This window comes from Aeromonas veronii, assembly GCF_040215105.1.
GTDB lineage: Bacteria > Pseudomonadota > Gammaproteobacteria > Enterobacterales > Aeromonadaceae > Aeromonas > Aeromonas veronii_G.
Genome location: NZ_CP157875.1, coordinates 2,966,816 through 2,991,005, shown reverse-complemented (window position 1 = coordinate 2,991,005; position 24,190 = coordinate 2,966,816). Strand labels below are relative to the sequence as shown.

The following is a 24,190-nucleotide window of genomic DNA, read 5'->3' as shown; positions in this document are numbered from 1 at the left end:
GTTTATCCTCGGCCATAGTGCTGGCGTTGCCTGACATGGCCGATATAATGACGCCCCTTTCATCATGGACTCCGAGGTTGTGCATGCGGCTTGATAAATTTATTTGCGATTGCTCCGATTTGACCCGCTCCCAGGCGGGCAAGCTGATCCGCCAGGGGGAGGTGATGGTCGATGGCATTCAGGTCAAGCAGCCGGCCTTTCATATCAACGAGCAGAGCCAAATCGAGTTCGACGGCGTCATGCTGACCCTCAATCAACAGAACCGCTACTTCATGCTGCACAAGCCGGAGGGCTATGTCTGCTCCAATGAAGACCCGGATCATCCCACCGTCTTCTTCCTGATGGACGAGCCCTCCATGGGCAAGCTGCACGTGGTGGGGCGGCTGGATCTCGATACCACGGGACTGGTGCTGGTCACCGATGATGGCCAATGGTCCCACCGCATCACCTCGCCACGACACGAATGCGCCAAGACCTACCACGTCTGGCTGGCGGATCCGGTGAACGAGGATGCCATCTCCCTGTTTGCCGATGGGGTGTATCTTCGCAACGAGAACGACAAGACCAAGCCGGCCCAGCTCGAGCTGCTCGGCGAGTGCGAGGCGCGCCTGACCATTCACGAGGGCAAGTATCACCAGGTGAAGCGGATGTTTGCCTCCATCGGCAACAAGGTGGTGGGGCTTCATCGGGAGCGGATCGGTGGCCTGACGCTGGATGCCGACCTGGCCGAAGGGGAGTACCGCGAACTGACCGCCGAGGAGATAGCCCAGTTCTAGTTGCCTGAGTAGCAAGGGTTGGCCTCAGCGCCATGACATTGCCCCGTTTCACGAGGCGGTGATGAGGTCAGAAAAAACCGGGATGACGGGAGCCTGAGTCGAGGCGGGGGAGGTTGACACTTCCCCCGCCCCGATTCGTTGAACAACGATGAAGCGGCAAAGAGGCGATCAGCTCCCGCCCATGCCGAGGACCAGGGCCGTGCCCAGGGTCGCCAGCAGGGCGCCCGCCCAGGCGGGCAGGGCGGGGCGCGTGCCCGAGTGCCACCACAGCAGGGGCAGCAGGATGACCGGGGTGGTGGAGGAGAGAATGGCCACCATGCCCACGTCCCCCTGGCGCAAGGCCACCAGGATAAGGGTCATGCCGAGGGTCATGGCGAGGAAGCCGTTGATCCCTATCATGCCGAGCACCTGGCGGTTGATGGGGTGGTGCGGCATGGCGAGCGGCACCCGCAACAGCCGCAGGGTGCAGTGCGCCAGCAGGGCGCTGCCCATGCGGATGCCGGACGCGCTCACCGCATCTACCTCGCCGCCCATCATCACCGGCTTGGCGATGATGGCACCGAGGCTCTGACAGAGGGCGGCCGTAAGCCCGAGGGCGATGCCGATGGCGAGGTGCCCGCGCACCTGCTCCCACTCGTTGTCCTGGGCCCCGCCACGTCGTCCGAACAGGATCGCCAGCATGACCCCGGCCAGCACCAGCAAGGCCCCCACCAAGCGCCAGCCACCGAGTTGCTCACCGAACAGCCAGAGGCCGAGCAAGGCGGAGAAGAGCGCATGGCAGGAGAACAGCAGGCCGCTGCGCCGGGGGCCCAGCCGGTTCATGCAGGCGAACAGGGCGGTGTCGCCGACGAAGATGCCGATGAGGCCGGACAGGGCCAGCAGGGGGAGGGCGCTCTGGGTCAGGGTCTGCCAGCCACCGGTGGCCAGGCTGGCGCTGCCCAGCATCAGCGTGACCAGGAACATCCGCCAGCGGCTGTAGGCAAAGGCCCCCAGATGACGGGCCGGTTTGACGGAAATCAGGGCGGCGACCGCCCACAAGCCGGCGGCAGCCAGAGCCAGCCACTCATACCCCATAACATATCCCTGCATAGATGATCGAAAAGGCGTGCCAGGTCGTGACTGAGCCTTCGCTGGCGGACATCGCAAAAAACTTCTGAAAAAAATAGCCCGAAAGACTCCATCTGCCGGGCAAGCCCGATACAATACGGCCCGTCTTCGGGGATAACAAGCGCGGCATCATGCATTCTTGACCAAGGCGCGCCGCCGGCCTTCCCCCTATTTTTGTTGTGAACAGAATTGAATGAGGTTGATGTGATGCGTTCCCCCCTTGCCCCCCACTGTGCCCGCCGCTGGCTTCCCCCTTTTCTACTGGGTCTGATGCTGGCACCTCCCTTGCAGGCGACCACCGTTGTCCAGAGCCCGGCTCTGGCGGACCGACAGACCCTGGTCAAGGGGAATGGCGCCGAGCCCGAATCCCTGGATCCGGCCCAGATCCGCTCAGGTTTTCCCGGTGAAGTGGTGCTGGTGGACCTGTTCGAAGGACTGGTGAGTGAAGATGGCCAGGGCAGGATAGTGCCGGCCCAGGCCCTGCGCTGGGAAACCAGCGAGGATGGCCTGGTGTGGCGCTTCTTTCTGCGTCCCCAGCTGAAGTGGTCGAACGGTGAGCCGCTGACGGCCCGGGATTTCGTCTATGCCTGGCAGCGGCTGCTGGATCCGGCGCAGGGCTCCCCGTCTGCTGGCCTGCTGCTGGCCACCGGTATCAACAATGCCCAGTCCATCTATGCCGGCGCTCTGGATCTGAACGCCCTGGGGGTGGAGGCCGAGAGCGACCAGATCCTCAAGGTGACCCTGGAGCGGCCCGTACCCTATTTCCTGCAGCTCATCAGCCAGCGCCCCTTCGTGCCGGTGAACAGGCAGGCGATCGCGCAGTTTGGCAAGCAGTGGACCCAGCCCGGCAAGCTGGTGAGCAACGGTGCCTACAAGTTGGTGAACTGGGTGCCGAACGAGCGGATAGAGGCCGAGCGCAACGCCCAGTATTGGGACGACGCCCATACCCGCATCCAGCGGGTCACCTACCTGCCGCTCGCCTCCCAGCATGCGGAGCGGCTGCGCTACGAAGCGGGCGAGATCCAGCTCACCAACAAGGTGGCGCTGGAGTACTACCAGAAGACCAAGGAGACGACCCCCGAGCGAATTTGGGGCCTGCCCCTGCTCGGCACCTATCTCTATACCTTCAACCTGCGCCGCCCGGAGCTGCAGGATGTACGGGTGCGCCAGGCCCTCGCCATGGCCATCGATCGCCGCTTGCTGACCGACAAGGTGAGCGGCCAGGGTGAGCCGCCGGCCTGGTCCCTGCTGCCCGCCATGCCGGGTTATGAGGCGCTCGGCTCCGAGCTCGCCACCCTGGATCAGCCGACGCGGCTGGCCAAGGCCGCGGCCTTGCTGAACGAGGCGGGTTACAACCGCGATCATCCCCTCACGCTGACCCTGACCTACAACACCTCGGAAAATCACAAGCGGCTGGCGCTGGCGGTGGCCGCCATGTGGAAGCCGCTGGGGGTGGAGGTGGTGCTCAACAACATGGAGTGGAATGCCTACCAGGTGGCGAAGGACAGCGGTGATTTCATGCTGGCCCGTTCATTTTTGTTTGGTGATTATGTTGAACCATCATCCATGCTCAGCAGTTTCCGCTGCCAGGATCCCCAGAACGAGAGCGGCTACTGCAATCCCGCCTTCGATGCCCTGTTGCAACAGGCGGCGGACAGCCTGGATGGCAAGGCCCGCAACGGCTACTACCATCAGGCCGAGCGAATGCTGATGGACGAGATGCCCGTCATCCCCGTCTATCACTACAACCAGATGCGGCTGGTGGACCCCTCCCTGCGCGGCCTGCCGAGCAGCAATCTCAAGGGTTCCATCGCCACCAAGGATCTCTACTTCAGCCAGCCGCCGGTCGCAAAGGAAGGGAGCGCACCATGAAGATCGCCATCATCTCCGACATTCACGGCAGCCTGCTTGCGCTGGAGACAACGCTGGCGCGGCTCGCCCCCTGGCAGCCGGATCACTATCTGCTGCTCGGGGACTTGCTCAATCACGGCCCGCGCAATCCGGTCCCCGAGGGCTATGCCCCGGCGGCGGTGGCCGAGCGGCTCAATCAACTGGCGCCGCAGATCATGGCGGTACGGGGCAATTGCGACTCGGAAGTGGATCAGACGCTGCTCGATTTCCCCATCACGGCCCCCTACAACCAGCTGCTGGTGGACGGGCGACGCTGGTTCGCGAGCCACGGCCACCTCTATCAGCCGCAGGCGGTGCCCCTGCCTGCGGGCAGCCTGTTCATCAGCGGCCACACCCATCTGCCCGTGCTGAAGCGGGAAGGGGATCGGGTGCTGGTGAATCCGGGGTCTATCTGTTTTCCGCGAGGGGAGTGGCCGGCAAGTTATGGCCGCTATCAGGATGGCATCCTGAGCATTCACGGCTGCGCCGATGGGGCCGAGCTGATGCGACTGGTGTTGTAACGAAAAGCGAGAAGAGAGCGGCGATCAGGCCTTGATGCCGAGGGAGCGGGTCCCCGAACGTGTGTTGCCCTTGGCGTCATAGGTCAGGGAGTTGCTGTCTCTGAGCTTGCTGAGGAAGCTGGCCAGACGGCGATTGGAGATGATGCTGAGTTCGAGCAGGCGACCGTTGAGATCGTTCTGTTCCTGACAGGCATCCAGTTTGCTTTGCAAGGCCTGCAACTGCGCGGGGAAGGCGCTCAGTTGCTGACGCAGATCCGGCTGCTTGGCCAGGGTCTGATCCAGGGTTTCGATGGCAGCCAGCAGTTGCTGCTTGCGCTCGGCCAAGGCTGGCAGGGCCAGCGCCCTGTGCTGCTTGAGCAGATCAAATTCCTCCGCCAGCACGCCTTGCATCTGGGAGAGATGGTCGTCCTGGGCGCGCAACAGCTCGGCTAAGTCCATCATCCGAGGCGTTTATCCAGATCCGCTTCGAAGCTGAACATCTTCTTGGCGACGGCTTCGCTGTCGACCTTGTATTCACCGCTGGCGATGGCCTTCTTGAGGCTCTCGACGCGGCTCTCGTTACCGGTCGAGACGGTGTTGAGGGTTTTGCTCATCTGTTGCAATTGCTGTGCCTCGCTGGTCAAGGAGACAGAGTCAGCCTTGACGGGGGTCGCGCGGCTGCCTTCGGCCGAAGTCGTAGACTTGCTGGCGACGCTGGTTGCATTGTTTTGCAGCCGGCTGTTTGCCAAGTTGTTGATATTGTTGATAGCCATAGGGTTACCTTCGTCTGCTTTGCTGTTCGCTTATCTGGTTATCGGTGACGGCGGTCAGAACTTTAGAAAAAAAATCGGGCATTAACAAAATAATCAGAATGTGACCACCACGGAGCCGACGGCATCGACCTTGCCTTGCACCTGCCTGCCCGAGCGGATGTTGACGAGCCTGATCATGTCTCCGAAGCTGCCATCTTGCAAGGCTCGGGCCATGGTTTTGATCTGCATGCTGCTGTTTTCGGCGCTGAGGGTGACCTGGTCCCCCTTACATACCACGCACACCTGGGTGAGGCGGATGGGCTGGCCGGGTTTGAGCTCCCGCTTGCTGCGCACCCCGATGAGGGGAGCGGTGTCGCTCAAGTAGTCTCCACGGATCAGGGTTTGATCCTGGTAGGCCAGGGTCAGCATGCCCTCGCTCAGGATGTCGCCCTTGGCCACGGGGGCCGCCACGGTGACATAGGGTTTCTGGATGCTGACCCGCACCGGCAGATAGAGATCCCAGGGCTTGTCCCCCTCGCACTTGAGATAGACAGTGGTGTTGCGGCGGATCTCTATCTTGCTGGGGAAGGAGAGGGTCAGGGCCTCTTCACAGCGGCTCAAGGGGAGGCGCTCGTCGATGGAGGCGGCAGTCACCTCGGCCTGGGCATCCAGGGGGATATCCAGCTGGCCGAGCACGAACTCCTGTGCCTGCTCCTGCAGGTATTGGGTGACCTCGGATGCCCGGGCCTGAGAGAGGCCGACAAAGGGCAGTAAGATGAGGAAAAGTCTACTAATCATTTTTGCTTGCCGGTCGATAAGCTGTTCACGTATATCACCGTAGTTAACTATGCTTGCTGCAGAATTTGGCCGCCCAGACAACAAGAGTCTGACGCACGCCAGCCTGTATGCGAAGACATATGCATGATTAATGCCAGCGTTTTTAGGGAGTGTTTATGGCGGGTATTCTCGATTCGGTCAATCAACGTACCCAGCTAGTGGGACAAAACCGGTTGGAACTGTTGTTGTTTCGTCTCAACGGACGTCAAAGATTTGGCATCAACGTCTTCAAGGTGCGTGAGGTGCTGCAGTGTCCGCCTCTGACCGTCATGCCCAAGCTGAACTCCTGCATCCGCGGGGTGGCGCACATTCGTGGCCAGACCATCTCGGTCATCGATCTCAGCATGGCGATGGGTAAACGTCCGATCCAGGATCTCTCCAAGTGCTTCATCATCATCTCCGAGTACAACCGATCCATTCAGGGGTTCCTGGTGCACTCGGTGGAGCGCATCATCAACATGAACTGGGAATCCATCCTGCCGCCCCCCAAAGGCGCCGGGCGCATCAACTACATGACGGCGGTCACCGAGGTGGACGGCGAGCTGGTGGAGATCCTGGACGTGGAGCGGATTTTGAACGAGATCTCGCCGGTCTCCACCGAGGTGAGTGCCGAGCTGGTGGACGCCAGCGTGGAGCGCAATCCCCATGGTCGCCCGGTGCTGGTGGCGGATGACTCCTCGGTGGCGCGCAAGCAGGTGCAGCGGGCGCTGGAAGCCATCGGCGTGCAGTGTGTGCTGGCCAAGGATGGGCGCGAAGCCCTCAACATGCTGCTGGAGATGGCCAAGCAGGGGCCCATCCTGGATCAGATTGCCCTGGTCATCTCGGACATCGAGATGCCGGAGATGGACGGTTACACCTTCACCGCCGAGATCCGCAACAATCCCGCACTCAAGGATTTGCATGTTATTCTGCACACTTCCCTCAGTGGGGTGTTTAATCAGGCCATGGTCCAGAAGGTTGGTGCAAACAACTTCATCGCCAAGTTCCAGCCGGATGAATTGGCCAAGGCCGTACAAGGCGCACTCTAATAAAGAAGAAAAAACTGCATGAAGACACTTTCGGACGACTTATACAAACAATTCAGCAATTTTCTGGCGCAACAGAGCGGGATCGTGCTGGGTGACAACAAACAGTATCTGGTCAAGAGTCGTCTGTCGCCCTTGATGACTCAGTTTGGTATCGAGAGTCTGTCTGAACTGGTGACCCGCTCCATGGGGATCCGGGAGCGGGAGCTGAAGATGGCCGTGGTGGACGCCATGACCACCAACGAGACCCTGTGGTTTCGCGATACCTATCCGTTTCAGCTGCTCAGCGACAAGATCTTCCCGGAGCTGGGCAAGAGTGGCCGCCCCATCAAGATCTGGTCTGCCGCCTCCTCCTCCGGGCAGGAGCCCTATTCCATCGCCATGACGGCGCTGGAGCAGCAGGTGAAACGGCCGGGTACCCTGCCGGGCGGGGTGCAGATCGTCGGCACAGACATCTCCAGCACCATGCTCAACCAGTGCAAGGAGGGGGTCTATGACAGCCTGGCGCTGGCGCGCGGCCTCTCCCCCGAGCGCAAGCGGCTGTTCTTCGAGCCCTGCGGTGACAACAAGATGCGGGTGTCGGAGCGTGTCAGAAAATTGACCAGCTTCCGCCCCCTGAATCTGCTGGAGAGTTACAGCCTGCTCGGCAAGTTCGACATCATCTTCTGTCGCAACGTGCTCATCTACTTCGCCCCCGAGGTGAAGTCCAAGATCCTCAACCAGTTTGCCAGCAGCCTCAATCCCGGCGGCTATCTGATGCTGGGGGCCTCGGAGTCCCTGGCCGGTCTCACCGACAAGTTCGAGATGATCCGCTGCAACCCCGGCATCGTCTACAAAGTCAAATAACTCCCTTCTAACCCCTCTTTGGCACACCTCTTGCTAAACATTCGTGAAGCAGGAGGTGCGCTATGGCAATTTCATTCGACAAGGCATTCGGGGTTCACCAGTACACGCTGAGCGTTCGCGCCAAGCGTGCCGAGGTGCTGTCCAGCAACATCGCCAACGCGGATACCCCGGGTTTCAAGGCAAGAGACATCGATTTCTCCCAGGCCTTGCAGCAGGCCCAGAGCCAGCAAGGGTTCGGTCTGGCCACCACCAGCGAGAAACACTTCGCCTTGCAGATGGACGCCCCGGGCACGACCCAGTATCGCAACCCTCTGCAACCGGATACCGGAGACGGCAACACCGTGGATGTGCAGGAGGAGCGTAGCGAGTTCCTGCGCAACAGCCTGGAGTACCAGGCCTCCCTCGAATTCATGAACGGCAAGATAAGCGGCCTGCTCAAGGCACTGAAAGGAGAACAGTAATGAGTTTGTTCAAGGTCTTTGACATTGCAGGCTCTGCCATGAGCGCGCAGTCCGTTCGCCTCAACACGGTGGCGAGCAACATGGCCAACGCCGATAGCGTCAGCTCCAGTGTGGAAAAAACTTACCATGCCAGGCGGCCAGTGTTTGCCGCCCAGCTGGATCAGGCCATGTCCGACAAGCAGGCCTCGGTGGGGGTGGATGTGAAGGGGATCGTCGAGAGCGATGCCCCTCTGCTCAAGGAGTACAACCCCAATCACCCCATGGCGGACAAGGATGGCTTCATCTTCAAGCCCAACGTCAACATGGTGGAGGAGATGGCGGACATGATCAATGCCTCGCGCAGCTACCAGACCAACGTCCAGGTCGCCGATGCAGCCAAGAAGATGCTGCAGCAGACCCTTGGCCTCGGCAAGTCCTGACAGGGGGAGCGATAGATGGCAGATACCTATGACAGCCTGCTCGGCGTCAATCGAACGACGGCGAATCAGACCAGCACCACCACCAGCGTCCAGAAGAAGGAGCTGGATCAGGAGTCCTTCCTCAAGCTGTTGACCATGCAGCTCTCCTATCAGGATCCGTTCAAGCCGGTGGACAACGCCCAGATGTTGTCCCAGATGACGTCCATGTCGACCTCCCAGGGGATCAGCAGCCTCTCCACCCAGATGGAGAGCCTCAACAGCCTGATGACCTCCAGCCAGGCGCTGCAGGCCTCGGCCCTGGTGGGCCAGAACGTGTTGATCCCATCCCAGACCGGTTATCTGGAGAAGGGGGAGAGCATCAGCGGGGTCATCGCCACCGGTGACGGCGCCAGCAACATCAAGGTGACGGTGAAGGACGAGAGCGGCCAGGTCATCAAGGAGTTCTCCCTCGAGGGAGACAAGAAGGGCAACGTGGCCTTCGAGTGGGATGGCAAGGACAAGGATGGCAATGAGGTCAAGAGCGGCAAGTACAGCATAGAGGCGCACGGCACCGTGGACGGCAAGTCCGAGAGCATGCCGGCCCTCACCTATGCCAAGGTGGAGAGCGTGACCCTGGGCACCAGTTCAAACCCCAGCACCCTCAAACTCAGGGGACTGGGTGGCATCTATCTGACCGATGTATTGGAAATTGGCGGGACGAGCGGCAAGTCGACCACGACCCCTGACTCGACCTCTAAAGCAGTGATCTAAGGAGATAAAGACATGTCATTCAACAATGCCCTCAGCGGCATCAATGCGGCTCAAAAAGACCTGAACGTCACCGCGAACAACATTGCCAACGTCAACACTACCGGCTTCAAGGAGTCCCGCGCCGAGTTTGCCGACGTCTATGCCAACTCCATCTTCGTCAATGCCAAGACCCAGGTCGGCAATGGGGTGGCGACCGGTGCCGTGGCCCAGCAGTTCCACCAGGGGGCGCTGCAATTTACCAACAACGCGCTGGATCTCGCCATCCAGGGCAACGGCTTCTTCGTGACCTCCGATGGCCTGACCAACCTGGATCGCACCTATACCCGCTCCGGTGCCTTCAAGCTGAACGAAAGCAGCTACATGGTCAGCAACTCCGGTGGTTATCTGCAGGGGTACGAGATTAACGCCGATGGCACCCCCAAGGCGGTGAGCATCAACGCCACCAAGCCCATCCAGATCCCGGACAAGGCCGGTGAGCCGGTACAGACCACGACGGTCGAGGCGGGCTTCAACCTGCCTTCCAGCACCAAGACTCTGATGGATGTGAATGCCTCCAAGTTCGATCCCAAGGATTCGAGCACCTACTCTTCCTCCACGTCCGTGGTGGCCTACGACTCCCTGGGTGAAGCACATACCATCACCCAGTACTTCGTGAAAGAAGCCGACCCGGCCGATCCGACCCAGGCGGCGGTACCGACCGCCTGGCGCATGTACCTCTATCAAGATGACAAGCCCATCGACATCGCCGGCGGCACCGCCACCACCATGGCGACCGGTGTCAGCCAGGCGCCCCTGAGCGCCCGCGTGACCTTCGATGCCTCCGGCAAGATGGTGACGCCGACCACGCCGGCGGTCATCAAGACCGAACAACTGGGGGCGGCGGGGGCCGGTATCATCACCAATGGTGCCGATGGCACTCAGGAGATCGAGTTCAAGCTGGGCACCGTGACCCAGTATTCCTCTCCCTTCGAGGTGAGCAAGCTGACCCAGGATGGCTCTACCGTCGGTCGTCTGACCAAGGTGGAGATCGGGGCAGATGGCATCGTCTCCGCCACCTACAGCAACGCGACCACGGTCAAGGTGGCCATGGTGGCCATGGCCAAGTTTGCCAACTCCCAGGGCTTGACCCAGGTGGGTGACACCTCCTGGCGCCAGTCCCTGCTCTCCGGGGACGCCCTGCCGGGTACGCCGAATTCGGGTACCTTCGGTTCCATCAAGTCCTCGGCCCTGGAGCAGTCCAACGTGGATTTGACCACCGAGCTGGTGGATCTCATCACCGCCCAGCGCAACTTCCAGGCCAACTCCCGTTCCCTGGAAGTGAACAGCTCCCTGCAGCAGAGCATCCTGCAGATCCGTTAATCGAGTACGCGGTTGTAAAGGGGCGCTTCGGCGCCCCTTGTGTTTTCTCTTCCCCCGCCTTTTACCCCTTCTTCGTGCCAATCGCGCTGCTATTGGCATCCTACTTGCAGTTGTCCCCCGAGAGTCATCAGTTTGACGGAGGATCCCATGGATCACCTGCTTTATATTGCCATGTCCGGGGCCAAGGAGAACATGAACAGCCTGGCTGTGCGTGGCAACAACCTGGCCAACGCCAACACCATCGGCTTCAAGTCTGACTTCGAGCAGGCGCGCAGCATGCAGGCGTTTGGCGAAGGGCTGCCCACGCGGGTGTTCGCCATGACGGAGAGTCCGGGTCAGAACCTGCAGCATGGCCTGCTGCAGACCACGGGTCGGGATCTTGACGTCGCCGTCGACGGTCCGGGCTGGATTGCGGTGCAGGATCCCAACGGTGGCGAGGCCTATACCCGCATGGGCAACCTGCAGTTGAGCGAAGCCGGCAACCTGCAGACCTCCACCGGCCTGAACGTGGTGGATGACGCGGGCCAGCCCATCGTGCTGCCGTTGCCCATGGAGAAGATCGAGATCAACCGGGACGGCACCATCAGCGGTCGCCCGGAAGGGGCCGCCCCCAACCTGCCGGAAGATTTCCAGCGCATCAAGCTGGTCAATCCGCCGGCCGATGCGGTGGCCAAGGGGCAGGATGGCCTGTTCCGTCGCAAGGATGGCCAGACTGAACCGGCCTCCGCCAATGTCGGCTTGCTGGCGGGCTCCCTCGAGGGGAGCAACGTCAACGTGGTCGACGAGATGACCAACCTCATTCGCTTGCAACGTCAGTTCGAAACTCAGGTCAAGATCATGAAGACCGCCGAGGAGAATGACGAGGCCCAAACCCAGCTGCTGCGTATCAGCTAATCAAGGAGCATTAAATGAATCCTGCACTCTGGATCAGCAAGACTGGCCTCGATGCCCAGCAGACCAACATCTCGGTCACCTCGAACAACCTGGCGAACGCCAGCACCGTGGGTTACAAGAAGGCTCGCGCCATCTTCGAGGATCTGCTCTATCAGAACATCAACCAGCCGGGGGGCCGCTCTTCGGCGGACACCGAGCTGCCCTCCGGCCTGATGCTGGGGGCGGGGGCCAAGGTGGTGGCCACCCAGAAGAACCACAGCCAGGGCAACGTGCAGACCACGGACAACTCCCTGGATCTGATGATTAGCGGGCGCGGTTATTTCGAAATCCAGCTGCCGGATGGCAGCGCCGCCTATACCCGCAACGGTCAGTTCACCCTCAATGACGAGGGTACCATCGTCACCCCGGGCAACGGTTATCCGCTACAGCCGGAGATCCAGATCCCCGAGAACGCCCAGAGCGTGACCGTGGGCGAGGATGGCCAGGTGTCGGTGCAGCTCAAGGGTGATGGCCAGTCCCAGGTGGTCGGTCAGATCAACACCACGGATTTCGTCAACCCCACCGGCCTGCAACCCATGGGGGAAAACCTCTTCGTCGAGACCCAGTCCAGTGGTGCCCCCATCCAGGGGACCGCCGGTGCGGACGGCCTTGGGGTCATCAAGCAGGGCATGCTGGAGACCTCCAACGTCAACGTGACCGAGGAGCTGGTCAACCTCATCCAGGCCCAGCGGGTCTATGAGATGAACTCCAAGGTCATCTCGGCGGTGGACTCCATGATGTCCTTCCTGACCCAGCGGACCTAAGGGAAGGCAACGTGACAAGAAGACTGTCTTGGCAACGCTTGGCGGTGGAGGTCCTCGTGTCCTTCCTGACCCAGCGCACCTGATGTAGGAGACCCATGATGAAAGCCATATGGATGCTGGGCCTGCTGACGCTGGCCGGCTGCACCAGTACCCCCAACACCGCCAGACCCGATGATCCTGAGTTCGCCCCCGTCTACGGCGAATCGGAGCCGGTGTCGGTGCGTCCCACCGGCGCCATCTTCCAGCCCGAGCAGGTCAACGGCATCTACTCGGACATCAAGGCCCACAAGATCGGGGACATCATCACCATCGAACTGGCGGAGTCCACCTCGGCCTCCAAGAAGGCCAACACCCAGAGTGGCAAGGACAACAGCTTCGACCTGTCACCGGTCAGCCTCGGTGGGGTGCCGGTGACCGCCAGCCCCTACAACCTGTCGGCCTCCGTGGATCAGAGCAGCGCCTTCAAGGGGCAGGCCAAGGCGGATCAGAGCAACAGCCTGCAGGGCAACATCTCGGTCAGCGTGGTCAAGGTGTTGCCGAACGGCAACCTGCTGGTGCGCGGCGAGAAGTGGATCATGCTCAATAACGGCAATGAGTACATTCGCATCACCGGCCTGGTGCGCCCGGAGGACGTCACCTCCGAGAACAGTGTGTCGTCCCAGCGGGTCGCCAACGCGCGCATCCACTACGGTGGCACCGGCGATCTGGCCAACACCCAGGAACAGGGCTGGCTCACCAGCTTCTTCAACGGCCCCTGGTGGCCCATCTAGCAATCAGGGGTTTAGGAGCTCTCATGAATCGACTTCGTCTGCTCGCCTTGCTGTGCTGCTGTTTGCCGCTCGGGCTGGCACACGCCTCGCGCATCAAGGATCTCACCTCGGTGGAAGGGGTGCGCAGCAACCAGCTGATCGGCTACGGCCTGGTGGTGGGCTTGCCCGGCACGGGGGAGAAGAACAACGCCTTCACCGAGCAGACCTTCAGAACCATGCTCAACAACTTCGGCATCAAGGTGCCGGATAACATCAAGCCGAAGATTAAAGACGTGGCGCCGGTGGCCATCCATGCGGATCTGCCGGCCTTCTCCAAGCCGGGCCAGACCATAGATGTCACCGTCTCCGCCATCGGCGAGGCGAAGAGCCTGCGCGGCGGCACCCTGCTGCAGACCTTCCTGAAAGGGCTGGACGGCCGCGTTTACGCCGTCGCTCAGGGCAGCCTGGTGGTGGGGGGCCTCGGGGCCGAGGGGGCGGACGGCTCCAAGGTCGTGGTCAATACCCCGACCGTGGGGCGCATCGCCAACGGCGCCACTGTGGAGCGTGAGGTACCGAACTCCTTCAGCCAGGGCGACACCATCACCTTCAACCTGAACCGACCTGACTTCACCACCGCCCGGCGGGTGGCCGACGTGGTCAACGATCTGGTGGGCCCCAACACGGCCCAGGCGCTGGATGCCACCTCCATCAAGGTGTTTGCGCCCCGGGATCCGGGTCAACGGGTCTCCTATCTCTCCACCATCGAGAACCTGGAAGTGGATCCGGCGAGCGAATCCGCCAAGATCATCGTGAACTCGCGCACCGGCACCATCGTCATCGGCAGCGAGGTCAAACTGCGGCCCGCGGCCATCAGTCACGGTGGCCTGACGGTCACCATCGCCGAGAATCAGCAGGTCTCCCAACCCAATCCGCTGGCCGGTGGCCAGACGGCGATCACCAACAACTCCACCATCAACGTGCAGCAGGATCCGGGTCGGATGTTCAAGCTCGACACCGGCGCGACCCTGGACGATCTGGTGCGGGCGGTGAATCAGGTAGGGGTAGCCCCTGGCGATCTGATGGCCATCCTGGAGGCCCTGCAGCAGGCGGGCGCCATCCAGGGTCAGCTGGTGATCCTGTAAATGGGTGTTTGTGTCGAGGCGGTGATGCGAAGCCTGGTCACTCGGCGGGAGGCCATCTGGTCGACGCCGGGCGGCAAAGGCTTGCCACGGGCGGCAACGAGGTAGGTATGGCAGAGTTCGACACCCAGAGCGGGATCAACCTTGGCATGGTGCAGGACGTCCAGAACCTGGACAAGCTGCGCCGGATGAGCCAGAGCAAGGAGGGCAAAGGAGAGGCGCTGATGGCGGCGGCTCGCCAGTTCGAGTCCATCTTCACCCAGACCCTGTTCAAGGGGATGCGCCAGGCCAACGCTGTGCTGACCGAAGGCAACCCCATGAACAGCAGCTACACCCAGTTCTACGAGGGGATGCTGGATGAACAGCGGGTCGCCGACATGTCGAGCAAGGGGGGCCTTGGTATCGCCGAGATGGTGGCCAAGCAGCTGGCCCCCGAGCAGAAGACCTTTACCCACAACGATGGCCGGGTACTCAGGCTGCCGGAGCGCACCGAGCGGGTCTACAAACCCTACCAGCCTCCCACTTCGGCACCGAACGATCTGATTGCGGCCTCAAAAGTTGGCAAAGATTTTGCTGATAACGAGATGGGGGGGAGCCAATCGACGGCCACTTCCCACCGTCGCCGTGCCATTCCCCCCATGGGGCCGGCACAAGGCATCGCCGCCGGACACAGCAGTACATTGGACAAGACGGCGCTGGTGTTCGACAGCCCGGAGGAGTTCGTGGACAGGCTGATGCCGCTCGCCAAGAAGGCGGCGGACAAGCTGGGGCTGAGCCCGGCGGTGCTGGTGGCCCAGGCGGCCCTCGAGAGCGGCTGGGGCAAGCGGGTGATCAAGGACGGGGAGGGGCAGATAACCCACAACCTGTTTGGCATCAAGGCCGATCCTCGCTGGGATGGTCCCAAGGCGGTGGTGAGTACCCTGGAATACGAACAAGGGGTGGCCTCACGCCAGAAGGCGGCGTTTCGCTCTTACGAGTCGTTCGAGGAGAGCTTCAACGACTATGTGGACTTCCTCACCTCGGGCACCCGTTACAAGGGGGCATTGGCCAAGGTGGATAGTCCGGATCGCTACTTCGAGGCGCTGCAACAGGCCGGGTATGCCACCGACCCCCAGTATGCCAGCAAACTGAAACAGGTATTGCGCAGTGACGCCATCGCCGGCTACTCCGCAACCGGCAACACAGAGATGGAGCTGTAAGCTATGGCAAGCGATCTGCTTGGAATTGGAACCTCGGGTGTGATGGCCCAGCAGCGACTGCTGCAGACCACCAGTAACAACATCGTCAACGTCAATAGCCAGGGCTATGTACGTGAGCGCACCCTGGTGTATACCAACTCCGTCGGATTGGGGACGGGCGACATGGTGACCCAGCGGGTCATCAACAGCTATGCCCAGGGGGAGGTGCGTCGTGACACCTCCGCCTACCATGCCTCCGGCAATCGCTACGATCAGCTGTTCCAGCTCGACAGCCTGCTGGGTGACAGCAGCAACAGCGTGGGCACCACCATCACTTCCTATTTCAAGGCCTTTCACACCGCCAACGAGTCACCGGCCGAGATCGGGGGTCGCAAGACCACCCTGAGCGAACTCAATGGCATGGTGAACCGCTATCACACCCTCTCCGCCCAGCTCGACAAGCAGTCGGACACCATCAACGCCACCATTGGCGACGAGACCGACAGGGTCAACAGCCTGCTCCAGAGCATCAACGATCTGAACCAGGCCATTATCCGCACCCAGGGGACGCCGGAAGAGAGTCTGATGCTGTTCGATCAGCGGGATGAGGCGGTGCGTCAGCTCTCCGAGAAGATGGAGATCCGTACCGTCACCCAGCCCAACGGCAGCATGCTGGTGAACATGAGCACGGGCCACTCCCTGGTGCTGGATGGCGGGGTAGCGCAGTTCAAGGTGGTGGCGGGCAACCCCGACTCCCGGGACTCGACTCTGCAACTCACCCTCGGTACCAACAAGGCCGACATCAACGATCAGGACATCGGTGGCGGCATCGGCGGCCTCTTTGCCGCTCGCCGGGATCTGGAACCCTCCAAGCGGGAGTTGGGGCAGCTGGCCGTCGCCATGGCGGATGCCATGAACCAGCAGAACCGGCTGGGGATGGATCTGGACAACGAGATTGGCGGGGATCTCTTCACCCTCGCGGCCAGCAAGGGCCTGCCCTATGGCAGCAACACCGGCAGCGGCGCCGCCAGCGTCAGCTTCGTGCCCGGCAAGGGGACCGAGGTGACCACCTTCGATTACGAGGTGAAGTTCAGCAGTGCCACCGGTTATGAGGTGTTCGCCATCGATGGCAGCGGCAACCGTACCTCTCTCATGACGGGCACCACGCCGCCCGCCAAGGTGGGCGTGGCGGGACACGGCATCGAGATCGATCTTTCCGGTACCCCGGCGGCAGGGGACAAGATCCTGTTGCAGCCGACCAAGTATGCCGCCGCAGGACTCGAAGCCGCCATCACGCGCCCGGAGGATATCGCACTGGCATCCCCCATCAAGGCAGATAAAAATTCTCAGAATATCGGCTCCGGTGAAATAAAAATGACCGGTGTCTACAACACGGGGACGGGCTCGGGGTTTGGTACCAACAGCCTGGATCCCGCGGCGCCCCAGGTGGTCAAGATAGACAACAGCGGCAACTACGAGGTCTATGCGGCGGACGGCACCACCCTCATCGGGGTGGCACCGGCTTCGAGCAAGGGACAGAACCTGATGGCCGCCCTCGAGAGCCCGCTGGGAGGCCCCAAGGTGTATGCCGATCCCAAGACGGCGCCGGGTTATGACGTCAGCATCACCGGCAAGGTGGAGGCCAAGGACAGCTTCCATCTGAGCTACAACAAGGACGGTTTCGCCGACAACGCCAATGGCCTGGCCCTGGCGGAGCTGCAAAACAAGGAGCTGGTGCGCAAGAACAACAATGCCGCCACCAGCAACGACAAGATGACCTTCAACGATGCCTACAGCGCCCTGGTGACCGGGGTGGGCAACAAGACCAGCCAGGCCAAGACGCTGTTGCAGGCCAACGAGGCCAAATTGACCCAGAGCACCGGCATCTACGAGAGCGTCTCCGGGGTCAATCTGGAGGAAGAGGCGGCCAACCTCATCCGCTTCCAGCAGTCCTATGCCGCCTCGGCCCAGATCGTCAACACCGCCAAGACCATCTTCGATACCCTGCTGTCGTCCGTGAGGTAATCCATGCGCATCACCACCAACATGATCTACGACCGCAATCTGGCCACCATGAGCAAGGTCAGCGAGCGCCAGAACACGGCTTACAACCAGCTGATGACAGGGGACAAGTTCACCCGGGCGGGGGAAGATCCCTCCGGCATGAGCCAGAAGCTGGCCCTGACCAAGGAGATCGACCTGTTCAAGCAGTACAGTGTCAACGGCAGCCTGCTGGAGAACAGCCTGGGCCACGAAGACACAGTGCTATCCTCCATCAACACCGCCATGTTGAGCGCCAAGACCCTGATCCAGAAGGCGAACAGTTCCGCCATGGGCAGCGAGGAGCGCAGCGCCATCGCAAGCGAACTGGAGGGGCTGCAAAAGCAGATGTTCGATCTGATGAACAGCAAGAACTCCCAGGGGGAGTTCATCTTCGGCGGCAATCAGAGCAAGACCCAGCCCTTCGTCAAGGATGCGAGCGGCAACTATGTGTTCCAGGGGGACACGGGCCAGCGCAGCATCCAGGTCTCGCCGACCGTGCAGATCCCGGCCAACGATTCGGGCTTCGATCTGTTCGAGATGGTGGCGACCCGGCGCACCGCCAGCGCCACCAGCGGCAACATCCAGGTGGGGGTGGGGGATCAGGGCAACTTCGAGAGCTTCTATCGCAACAACTACGACTCCGCACTGCCCAGCAACGAATTCACCGTGAGCACCCTGGCGGGCCCGCCGGATACCTACGAGATCAAGGACAGCGGCGGTACCGTGGTGCAAAGTGGCGACTACAGCGCGGGCAACAAGATTGCCTTCAACGGGTTGGAGCTGACCCTGGACTTGCCGGCGGGCAGCGCGGATCAGACCTTTGCCCTCGATGCCCCCAAGAACGACAACATACTCAATGGCATGTCCGACTTCATCTCGGCCTTGCGCGACCCCAACATCTCGGCGGATGACTTCCAGCTGGCGGTGGCCGACGCCACCACCCACATGGACAACGCCAGAACCAAGGTCGATCGAAGGCAGGGGGACGTGGGCAGCCGGCTCAACAGCCTGGAACAGGTGATGAGCTCGAACGATGGTCTCAGCACCCTGAACCAGCAGGCGCGGGCCAAGGTCTCCGAGGCGGACATGTACGAGGTGATCGCGGCGCTGTCGAAGGAAGACGCCGCCATGAGCGCCTCCCAGCTCGCCTTCAGCAAGATAAGCAAGCTGACCCTGTTCGACTATATCCGCTGATCTCCGCTCGTTGACCGTGACTCCCCCGTGGCCCTGGCCCGGGGGAGTCGTCATTTCAGGGCCCTTTATTTCAAGGCCCTCTCGGCCAATTTGTAACAACCCGTTGCAAGGAGCCACGGCGCCTTGACTCCCGGTCGCGCCTCGCCGATGATGCCGCCCGCATGGCCCAGGGCCCTGCATCTATTCGCAGCATCTCGTTAGGCGAGGCTCCTGCATAAACACAGGCCACTGATCTCACGACGTCCAGAGACGCCCAAGATCAGGACAGTTTTCATCGGATTAAGGTGTCAACCCAAGTGGCTTCCGGCGTGCCGGATACGTTATGCAGTGCTAAAGCTGGTACGTGGGGATGAAGACACGCCGGACGGCGTCATTTCCTGCCTGTTACTCGTCAATCAAATTGCTGTTTTCTTGCAAGCGGCGGCCGCGGTTCATCGGCTGCTTCCGGGCTTGCCCCGGGATCACATGAGGACATCTGTGATGAAGAAAACACACCACCTGCTCAACCGTCATCAACTGCTCGACCTGGCTGCCCTGCAGGGCTGGCTCGCCCGTACCCTGGATCCGGTCCAGCGGGCCGACCAACTGCTGACCCTGCGTCCGGAAGAGCTCAACTGCATCTTCGACACCCTGCCTGCTCCGCAAGGGAGTGAGCTGCTCGTCTCCCTGCCACCGGATGGGGCCGCCAGGCTGCTGCTGCGCCTGCACGCCAGCATACTCGGTGTGCTGCAGGGGGCCATGCCGCGGCGCGAGCTGCTCGGTATCCTGCGCAAGCTCGATGAGAGCGAGCGCCGCAAACTGCTCGCCTGCCTCCCCGAACCGGCGCAGTCGGGGCTATCCACCCTGCTGGAGTGGCCGAGCGAATCGGTCGGGGCCAACATGCGTCACGAGTTCGTCGCCATCCATGAGGGGGAGACGGTGGCGATCGCCAAGCAGCGGATCCACGATGCCTGGGACAAGGGGTTGCCGTTCCAGCAGCTTTACGTGGTCAGCGGTGATCAGCGCCTGCTCGGCAGCGTCACCCTCAAGTCCTTGCTCATCGCCGACCCTCAGCGGCCGGTGAGCGAGCTGATGGACAGGGAGGCGGTGCGCATCGATGCCCGTGCGGATCAGGAGCTGGCGGCCCGTCTGCTCATCGATCGCGACATCTCGACCCTGCCGGTGGAGGACAGGGGACGGCTGGTTGGGGTCTTCCACGTGGACGACGCCGCCGACATCCTGGAACTCGAATCCACCGAGGATGCGGAGCTGCAAGGGGGCTCGTCACCGCTGGATACCCCCTATCTGCAGGCGACGCCCTGGCAACTGTGGCGCAAGCGGGTGGGCTGGCTGCTCGTCCTGTTCGTGGCCGAGGCCTACACCGGCACCGTGCTGCGGGCCTTCGAGGAGCAGCTGGAAGCGGCCATCGCCCTGGCCTTCTTCATCCCGCTGCTCATCGGCACCGGCGGCAACAGCGGCACCCAGATCACCACCACCATAGTGCGAGCCATGGCGGTGGGGGAGGTGAGCATGAGAAACCTCGGCACGGTGCTCAAGAAGGAGCTCTCCACCGGTCTGCTCATCTCCATGGCCATCGCCCTGGCGGCCTGGGTACGGGCCTGGAGCCTGGGAGTGGGCCCCGAGATCGGCATGGTGGTGACCCTGACCATCATCGCCATCGTGCTCTGGAGCGCCACCGTTGCCTCCGTGATCCCCATGGTGCTGCGCCGCTTCAGGATAGATCCGGCGGTGGTCTCAGCCCCCTTCATCTCCACCCTGGTGGATGGCACCGGCCTCATCATCTACTTCGAAATTGCCAAGTGGCTGTTGCCGGAGTTGCACTGAGCAGACAAGAAAACCCTGCATAAGCAAAGAGGCAGCCACCGGGCTGCCTCTTTTGCATCAAGGAAGGGGCGCTAGCTCAGTTGAAACAGCAGGGGCCAGCCCTGCTCCTGACAGTAACGGTGCTCCTTCTCCAGATTCTGCATCAGCAGGCGGTTGTCCTCGCACCACTCGGTCGGCAATGTGACCACCAGCTGATCCCCGGCGGCGACCACCCTCAACGGCGGCAGCAGATTGTCCTGGCGTCGGTGGTGGGCCGCCACCGCGAGGCGCAGGATGCGGATGCAGCGCAGCACCGTCTGCTCATCGTGGTTCGGCAGGGCGGGCAGTTCGGCGAGCTTGAGCCCCTTGCGCTGGAAGCGCACCAGGGCCGCGAGCAGAGCCTGATCGTCCTGGTTGAAGCCGGGCAGGTCGGTGTTTTGCAAGATGTAGGCGGAGTGCTTGTGGATGCCGCTGTAGTTGATGGCAAGGCCAATCTCGTGCAGCCGCGCCGCCCAGCCGAGGATGGCGCGATAGGGCTCGATGGGCATCTGCCAGGGATCGCTCAGGGCATCGAACAGGGCCAGCACGCTCTGCTCGACCCGGGCCGCCTGGCGCTTGTCGATGCGGTAGTGGCTGATGAGGGCAAGGGCGGTGCGCTCGCGGATGTCGTGGTGCTGCAGCCGCTCCTCGAACTCGTACAGCAGCCCTTCACGCAGGGCGCCGTCGGAGTACTCCATCCGCTCGATGGGCAGGGAGGTGAAGAGCCCGATCAGGATGGCGACCGCGGCGGCGAACACCCCCAGGCGCTCTTCGGTCAGACCCGCGAGTTTGAGCTGCTCGACCTTCTTGTGCTTGAGCATCTCGGTCTTGAGCTGCTCGAGCCCCGCCAGCGTGATGCTGCCATCGGTCCACTCTTCCCCCTGCAAGACGTCCCGCACGGTGCGAATGGAGCCCGAGCTGCCGAGGCAGCTCTGCCAGCCGAGCTTGCGGTACTGGTTGATGATGGGGGCGAGCTGGTGCTGGGCCTCCAGCACGGCGGCGTTGAAGGCCTTCTCGCTCAGCTTGCCGTTGCCAAAGAAGCTCTGGGTGAAGCTGACGCAGCCCATCTTGCGGCTGGTGAGGGCCTTGTGTTCGAACCCTTCGCCGATGATGAGCTCGGTGCTGCCACCGCCGATGTCCACCACCAGCACCTGGCCTTCGATGTGCTGGGTGTGCGCCACCCCCTGATAGATGAGACGGGCCTCTTCCTGGCCGCTGATGATCTCGACCGGGTGATTGAGCACCAGGGCGGCCTCGCGCACGAAGTCACGGGCGTTGCTGGCGCGGCGCAGGGTGTAGGTGCCGGCGATGCGGATCTGATCCGGCTTGATGTTGGTGAGGCGCTCGGCGAAGAGGCCAAGGCAGTCGAGGCCGCGGGCCATGGCTTCCTCGGACATGCGGCGCTGCTCGTCCATGCCCTCCGCCAGGCGGACCCGCTCCTTGATGCGATCGACGATCTGCATCCGCCCCTCGGCGAGGCGGGCGATGACCATGTGAAAGCTGTTGGAGCCCAGGTCGACAGCGGCGTACAGACTATTGTCCATGGTTTGACTCTATGCGTTTGAGATAATCGTAAATCGCCACCTGGGAGCGTACCTTGCGGCGGTTGCCCCGCTTCACGTACTGGTTGCTCTGATCCGCATCGATGACGCGGGCCTTGCAGGTGTCGCCGAGCTGCAGCTGGAGAATGTCCAGGATCCGCTGCTTGAGGCGCTCGTCGTAGATGGGGGTGCCCACCTCGATGCGGCCGTCGATGTTGCGGCTCATCCAGTCGGCGCTGGAGATGAACAGCTGGGGGTTGCCCTTGTTGTGGAACACCATGGCGCGGGGGTGCTCGAGGAAGCGGTCGATGATGCTGATGACCTGGATGTTCTCGCTCAGGCCCGGCACGCCGGGGCGCAGGGCGCACATGCCGCGGATGATCATCTGGATGGGCACCCCGGCCTGACCGGCCGCGTAGAGGCGGTTGATGAGATCCTTGTCCACCAGGTTGTTGATCTTGAGGGTGATGCCGCTTGGCTGCCCCGCCTTGGCGTTGGCCAGCTCGTTGTCGATGAGGCGATAGAGCTGACGACGGCTGTTGATGGGGGAGACCAGCAGGTGGTTGAACTTGTAGCGCCGGTAGGGGTACTCGATGTACTCGAACACCCCCTCCACCTCGGCGGTGATGTCCGGGTGGCGGGTCAGCAGGGAGAAGTCGGTGTAGATCTTGGCGGTCTTCTCGTTGAAGTTGCCGGTGCCGATGTGGGCGTAGCGCACCGCCTCGCCGTGTTCGTGGCGGGTGATGAGGCAGAGCTTGGAGTGGATCTTGAGGCTCGGCACCCCGAACACCACCTTGACCCCCGCATCGGTGAGGATGTTGGCCCAGTCGATGTTGGCCGCTTCGTCGAAGCGGGCGCGCAGCTCCACCACCACGGTCACCTTCTTGCCGTTGTTGGCGGCGTCGATGAGGGAGTGAATGATGCGCGACTTCTTGGCGACCCGGTAAATATTGATGCGTATGGCGCTTACTGCCGGGTCAAACGCTGCCTGACGCACCAATTCCGTGAAGTGATGGAACTTGTGATAGGGGTAATACAGCAGAATATCCTGCTTGGCGATGGCGTCGAAGGCGTTGACGAAGCCGTCGAAGTCGCGGCAATCCAGCGCCGGCAGCTTGGGGTTTTCGAGATAATCCCGGCCCACGTTGGGGAAGCCGATGAAGTCCTTGAAGTTGTGATAACGACCGCCGGGCATGATGGCGTCGTATGAGCTTATCTGCAGCTTGAGTTTGAGGAAGCTTATCATGGCGGCGGGCATCTCCCGCTCGTAGACGAAGCGCACCGGCATGGCGGTGAGGCGCTGCTTCAAGCCATCACTCATCTTGTCCACCAGGCTGAGGTCTAGCTGGTCGGAGAGATCGTATTCCGCGTCCCGGGTCAGCTTGACCGCGTAGGCCGCGATTTCGTCGTAGTCGAAGAAGCCCTTGAAGATCTCGTCAAGACAGAAGCGGATGACGTTGTCGAGGATGATGATCTGCTTCTTGCGGCGGGTGCCTTCCGGCGGCAGCTGGAAGAAGCGGGGCAGATCGTCGGTCGGCACTTCCACCAGGGCGTACTGGATCACCTGGCCGTTCTTCTTCATTTCGACGGCGAGGTAGGTGTGCTCGTCTTTCAGGAACTTGACCGGGTTCACTTCCTTGTTCAGCAGGATGGGGATGATGTGGCGCAGCACCTTCTCCTTGAAGAAGACCCGCAACCACTGCTGAATGGCATCGGAGAGCTGGTTCTCGTTGACCAGGAAGATGTTGTGGCGGGCGAGGGCGATCAGCAGTTCCTTGTAGGTGTTGTCGAACGCCTCGCCAAGGGCCATCACCTTCTGCTGGATGGCCCGCAGCAACACCTTGGCCTCGTCGTCACCGCCGTGCACCTCGTTGATGAGAATGCGGCGCTTGACGTCCGAGACCCTGACCTTGAAGAACTCGTCCTGGTTGGAGGAAAAGATCCCGAGGAAGCGAACCCGCTCGATGAGGGGGACCGTCTTGTCCATCGCCTCTTGCAACACCCGTTCATTGAATGAGAGCCAACTCAGCTCTTTCTCTTCATACTGCTTGTCGGTGCTCATATATGCCTCTGTGATCCGGTTGC

The 24,190-nt window shown here is 61.8% G+C and carries 23 protein-coding genes and 1 riboswitch; of the genes, 17 read left to right on the top strand and 6 right to left on the bottom strand.

Translation table 11 applies throughout. The features are described from left to right. The first annotated feature begins 83 nt into the window (after nucleotides 1–83). Nucleotides 84–776, top strand: coding sequence for a 16S rRNA pseudouridine(516) synthase RsuA (gene rsuA / locus ABNP46_RS13745; RefSeq protein ID WP_349918502.1), 693 nt, complete (start codon nucleotides 84–86; stop codon nucleotides 774–776). A 168-nt stretch (nucleotides 777–944) separates the two neighbouring features. Here rsuA and ABNP46_RS13740 read toward each other — a convergent pair whose 3' ends face one another. Next, nucleotides 945–1,850: a DMT family transporter gene (locus tag ABNP46_RS13740; RefSeq protein ID WP_349918500.1), complete on the bottom strand. Its 906-nt coding sequence runs from the start codon at nucleotides 1,848–1,850 to the stop codon at nucleotides 945–947. Between the two features lie 240 nt (nucleotides 1,851–2,090). On the opposite strand from ABNP46_RS13740, the gene ABNP46_RS13735 reads away from it, so the two are divergent. Both ABNP46_RS13735 and yfcE read left to right on the top strand, forming a co-directional pair. Continuing rightward, entirely contained in the window at nucleotides 2,091–3,755 is a 1,665-nt protein-coding gene (locus ABNP46_RS13735) for a peptide ABC transporter substrate-binding protein (RefSeq protein WP_349918499.1), read from the top strand. Continuing rightward, nucleotides 3,752–4,294: a phosphodiesterase gene (gene yfcE / locus ABNP46_RS13730; protein ID WP_349918498.1), complete on the top strand. Its 543-nt coding sequence runs from the start codon at nucleotides 3,752–3,754 to the stop codon at nucleotides 4,292–4,294. The genes ABNP46_RS13735 and yfcE overlap by 4 nt, the downstream gene beginning before the upstream one ends. A gap of 24 nt (nucleotides 4,295–4,318) precedes the next feature. Here the strand turns inward: yfcE and ABNP46_RS13725 are convergent, their stop codons facing one another. The 3 genes from ABNP46_RS13725 to flgA all read right to left on the bottom strand — a co-directional run bounded on the left by ABNP46_RS13725 (nucleotide 4,319) and on the right by flgA (nucleotide 5,745). Then, complete coding sequence (locus tag ABNP46_RS13725) at nucleotides 4,319–4,735, bottom strand: flagella synthesis protein FlgN (protein ID WP_349918496.1); 417 nt, start codon at nucleotides 4,733–4,735, stop codon at nucleotides 4,319–4,321. After that, nucleotides 4,732–5,046: a flagellar biosynthesis anti-sigma factor FlgM gene (gene flgM, locus ABNP46_RS13720; protein ID WP_349918495.1), complete on the bottom strand. Its 315-nt coding sequence runs from the start codon at nucleotides 5,044–5,046 to the stop codon at nucleotides 4,732–4,734. Before flgM ends, ABNP46_RS13725 begins: the two co-directional genes overlap by 4 nt. Before the next feature lie 93 nt (nucleotides 5,047–5,139). Continuing rightward, nucleotides 5,140–5,745 carry a flagellar basal body P-ring formation chaperone FlgA gene (gene flgA / locus ABNP46_RS13715; protein ID WP_349922492.1) on the bottom strand — a complete coding sequence of 202 codons (606 nt, stop codon included), beginning with the start codon at nucleotides 5,743–5,745 and terminating at the stop codon, nucleotides 5,140–5,142. 233 nt (nucleotides 5,746–5,978) lie between these two features. Here flgA and ABNP46_RS13710 point away from each other — a divergent pair, with 233 nt between their 5' ends. The 14 genes from ABNP46_RS13710 (at nucleotide 5,979) to mgtE (ending at nucleotide 20,546) form a co-directional block, all read left to right on the top strand. Continuing rightward, a complete protein-coding gene (locus ABNP46_RS13710) occupies nucleotides 5,979–6,890 on the top strand; it encodes a chemotaxis protein CheV (protein WP_349918494.1) in 912 nt (303 codons plus the stop codon). A gap of 18 nt (nucleotides 6,891–6,908) precedes the next feature. Next, the gene (locus ABNP46_RS13705) at nucleotides 6,909–7,733 is read left to right on the top strand and encodes a CheR family methyltransferase (protein WP_349918493.1); all 825 of its coding nucleotides are present in this window, start codon (nucleotides 6,909–6,911) and stop codon (nucleotides 7,731–7,733) included. A gap of 62 nt (nucleotides 7,734–7,795) precedes the next feature. After that, nucleotides 7,796–8,194 (top strand): flagellar basal body rod protein FlgB, encoded by a 399-nt coding sequence (gene flgB / locus ABNP46_RS13700; protein WP_349918492.1) that lies wholly within the window; start codon nucleotides 7,796–7,798, stop codon nucleotides 8,192–8,194. Continuing rightward, nucleotides 8,194–8,613 carry a flagellar basal body rod protein FlgC gene (gene flgC / locus ABNP46_RS13695; protein ID WP_349918491.1) on the top strand — a complete coding sequence of 140 codons (420 nt, stop codon included), beginning with the start codon at nucleotides 8,194–8,196 and terminating at the stop codon, nucleotides 8,611–8,613. The genes flgB and flgC overlap by 1 nt, the downstream gene beginning before the upstream one ends. A 15-nt stretch (nucleotides 8,614–8,628) precedes the next feature. Next, nucleotides 8,629–9,363, top strand: a complete 735-nt coding sequence (locus tag ABNP46_RS13690) for a flagellar hook assembly protein FlgD (RefSeq protein WP_349918489.1) — start codon at nucleotides 8,629–8,631, stop codon at nucleotides 9,361–9,363. A gap of 12 nt (nucleotides 9,364–9,375) precedes the next feature. After that, on the top strand, nucleotides 9,376–10,722 hold the full coding sequence (gene flgE, locus ABNP46_RS13685) for a flagellar hook protein FlgE (RefSeq protein ID WP_349918487.1): 1,347 nt from the start codon (nucleotides 9,376–9,378) through the stop codon (nucleotides 10,720–10,722). A gap of 147 nt (nucleotides 10,723–10,869) precedes the next feature. After that, nucleotides 10,870–11,616: a flagellar basal-body rod protein FlgF gene (flgF, locus tag ABNP46_RS13680; RefSeq protein ID WP_349918486.1), complete on the top strand. Its 747-nt coding sequence runs from the start codon at nucleotides 10,870–10,872 to the stop codon at nucleotides 11,614–11,616. Between the two features lie 14 nt (nucleotides 11,617–11,630). Beyond that, complete coding sequence (gene flgG / locus ABNP46_RS13675; RefSeq protein WP_100859248.1) at nucleotides 11,631–12,419, top strand: flagellar basal-body rod protein FlgG; 789 nt, start codon at nucleotides 11,631–11,633, stop codon at nucleotides 12,417–12,419. Nucleotides 12,420–12,517: 98 nt separating this feature from the next. Next, entirely contained in the window at nucleotides 12,518–13,189 is a 672-nt protein-coding gene (gene flgH, locus ABNP46_RS13670; protein ID WP_349922491.1) for a flagellar basal body L-ring protein FlgH, read from the top strand. A 23-nt stretch (nucleotides 13,190–13,212) separates the two neighbouring features. Next, the gene (locus tag ABNP46_RS13665; RefSeq protein WP_349918484.1) at nucleotides 13,213–14,310 is read left to right on the top strand and encodes a flagellar basal body P-ring protein FlgI; all 1,098 of its coding nucleotides are present in this window, start codon (nucleotides 13,213–13,215) and stop codon (nucleotides 14,308–14,310) included. Nucleotides 14,311–14,417: 107 nt separating this feature from the next. Continuing rightward, a complete protein-coding gene (gene flgJ, locus ABNP46_RS13660; protein ID WP_349918483.1) occupies nucleotides 14,418–15,506 on the top strand; it encodes a flagellar assembly peptidoglycan hydrolase FlgJ in 1,089 nt (362 codons plus the stop codon). Between the two features lie 3 nt (nucleotides 15,507–15,509). Then, nucleotides 15,510–17,510 (top strand): FlgK family flagellar hook-associated protein, encoded by a 2,001-nt coding sequence (locus tag ABNP46_RS13655; protein WP_349918482.1) that lies wholly within the window; start codon nucleotides 15,510–15,512, stop codon nucleotides 17,508–17,510. Nucleotides 17,511–17,513: 3 nt separating this feature from the next. Then, nucleotides 17,514–18,722: a flagellar hook-associated protein FlgL gene (flgL, locus tag ABNP46_RS13650; protein WP_349918480.1), complete on the top strand. Its 1,209-nt coding sequence runs from the start codon at nucleotides 17,514–17,516 to the stop codon at nucleotides 18,720–18,722. A 186-nt stretch (nucleotides 18,723–18,908) separates the two neighbouring features. Next, a riboswitch (M-box (ykoK) riboswitch) is annotated at nucleotides 18,909–19,078 on the top strand. A gap of 124 nt (nucleotides 19,079–19,202) precedes the next feature. Beyond that, entirely contained in the window at nucleotides 19,203–20,546 is a 1,344-nt protein-coding gene (gene mgtE, locus ABNP46_RS13645) for a magnesium transporter (protein WP_349918479.1), read from the top strand. A 71-nt stretch (nucleotides 20,547–20,617) separates the two neighbouring features. On the opposite strand, the gene ppx is transcribed toward mgtE, so the two are convergent. Together ppx and ppk1 are read right to left on the bottom strand one after the other, a co-directional pair. Further along, complete coding sequence (gene ppx, locus ABNP46_RS13640) at nucleotides 20,618–22,108, bottom strand: exopolyphosphatase (RefSeq protein ID WP_349918478.1); 1,491 nt, start codon at nucleotides 22,106–22,108, stop codon at nucleotides 20,618–20,620. After that, entirely contained in the window at nucleotides 22,098–24,167 is a 2,070-nt protein-coding gene (ppk1, locus tag ABNP46_RS13635; protein ID WP_349918477.1) for a polyphosphate kinase 1, read from the bottom strand. The genes ppx and ppk1 overlap by 11 nt, the downstream gene beginning before the upstream one ends. Nucleotides 24,168–24,190 lie beyond the last annotated feature (23 nt).

Bases quoted from the DNA above. Each gene is read 5' to 3' on its own strand.
- rsuA (WP_349918502.1), top strand. From the start codon at position 84: ATGCGGCTTGATAAATTTATTTGCGATTGCTCCGATTTGACCCGCTCC.
- ABNP46_RS13740 (WP_349918500.1), bottom strand. From the start codon at position 1,850: ATGGGGTATGAGTGGCTGGCTCTGGCTGCCGCCGGCTTGTGGGCGGTC.
- ABNP46_RS13735 (WP_349918499.1), top strand. From the start codon at position 2,091: ATGCGTTCCCCCCTTGCCCCCCACTGTGCCCGCCGCTGGCTTCCCCCT.
- yfcE (WP_349918498.1), top strand. From the start codon at position 3,752: ATGAAGATCGCCATCATCTCCGACATTCACGGCAGCCTGCTTGCGCTG.
- ABNP46_RS13725 (WP_349918496.1), bottom strand. From the start codon at position 4,735: ATGATGGACTTAGCCGAGCTGTTGCGCGCCCAGGACGACCATCTCTCC.
- flgM (WP_349918495.1), bottom strand. From the start codon at position 5,046: ATGGCTATCAACAATATCAACAACTTGGCAAACAGCCGGCTGCAAAAC.
- ABNP46_RS13710 (WP_349918494.1), top strand. From the start codon at position 5,979: ATGGCGGGTATTCTCGATTCGGTCAATCAACGTACCCAGCTAGTGGGA.
- ABNP46_RS13705 (WP_349918493.1), top strand. From the start codon at position 6,909: ATGAAGACACTTTCGGACGACTTATACAAACAATTCAGCAATTTTCTG.
- flgB (WP_349918492.1), top strand. From the start codon at position 7,796: ATGGCAATTTCATTCGACAAGGCATTCGGGGTTCACCAGTACACGCTG.
- flgC (WP_349918491.1), top strand. From the start codon at position 8,194: ATGAGTTTGTTCAAGGTCTTTGACATTGCAGGCTCTGCCATGAGCGCG.
- ABNP46_RS13690 (WP_349918489.1), top strand. From the start codon at position 8,629: ATGGCAGATACCTATGACAGCCTGCTCGGCGTCAATCGAACGACGGCG.
- flgE (WP_349918487.1), top strand. From the start codon at position 9,376: ATGTCATTCAACAATGCCCTCAGCGGCATCAATGCGGCTCAAAAAGAC.
- flgF (WP_349918486.1), top strand. From the start codon at position 10,870: ATGGATCACCTGCTTTATATTGCCATGTCCGGGGCCAAGGAGAACATG.
- flgG (WP_100859248.1), top strand. From the start codon at position 11,631: ATGAATCCTGCACTCTGGATCAGCAAGACTGGCCTCGATGCCCAGCAG.
- flgH (WP_349922491.1), top strand. From the start codon at position 12,518: ATGAAAGCCATATGGATGCTGGGCCTGCTGACGCTGGCCGGCTGCACC.
- ABNP46_RS13665 (WP_349918484.1), top strand. From the start codon at position 13,213: ATGAATCGACTTCGTCTGCTCGCCTTGCTGTGCTGCTGTTTGCCGCTC.
- flgJ (WP_349918483.1), top strand. From the start codon at position 14,418: ATGGCAGAGTTCGACACCCAGAGCGGGATCAACCTTGGCATGGTGCAG.
- ABNP46_RS13655 (WP_349918482.1), top strand. From the start codon at position 15,510: ATGGCAAGCGATCTGCTTGGAATTGGAACCTCGGGTGTGATGGCCCAG.
- flgL (WP_349918480.1), top strand. From the start codon at position 17,514: ATGCGCATCACCACCAACATGATCTACGACCGCAATCTGGCCACCATG.
- mgtE (WP_349918479.1), top strand. From the start codon at position 19,203: ATGAAGAAAACACACCACCTGCTCAACCGTCATCAACTGCTCGACCTG.
- ppx (WP_349918478.1), bottom strand. From the start codon at position 22,108: ATGGACAATAGTCTGTACGCCGCTGTCGACCTGGGCTCCAACAGCTTT.
- ppk1 (WP_349918477.1), bottom strand. From the start codon at position 24,167: ATGAGCACCGACAAGCAGTATGAAGAGAAAGAGCTGAGTTGGCTCTCA.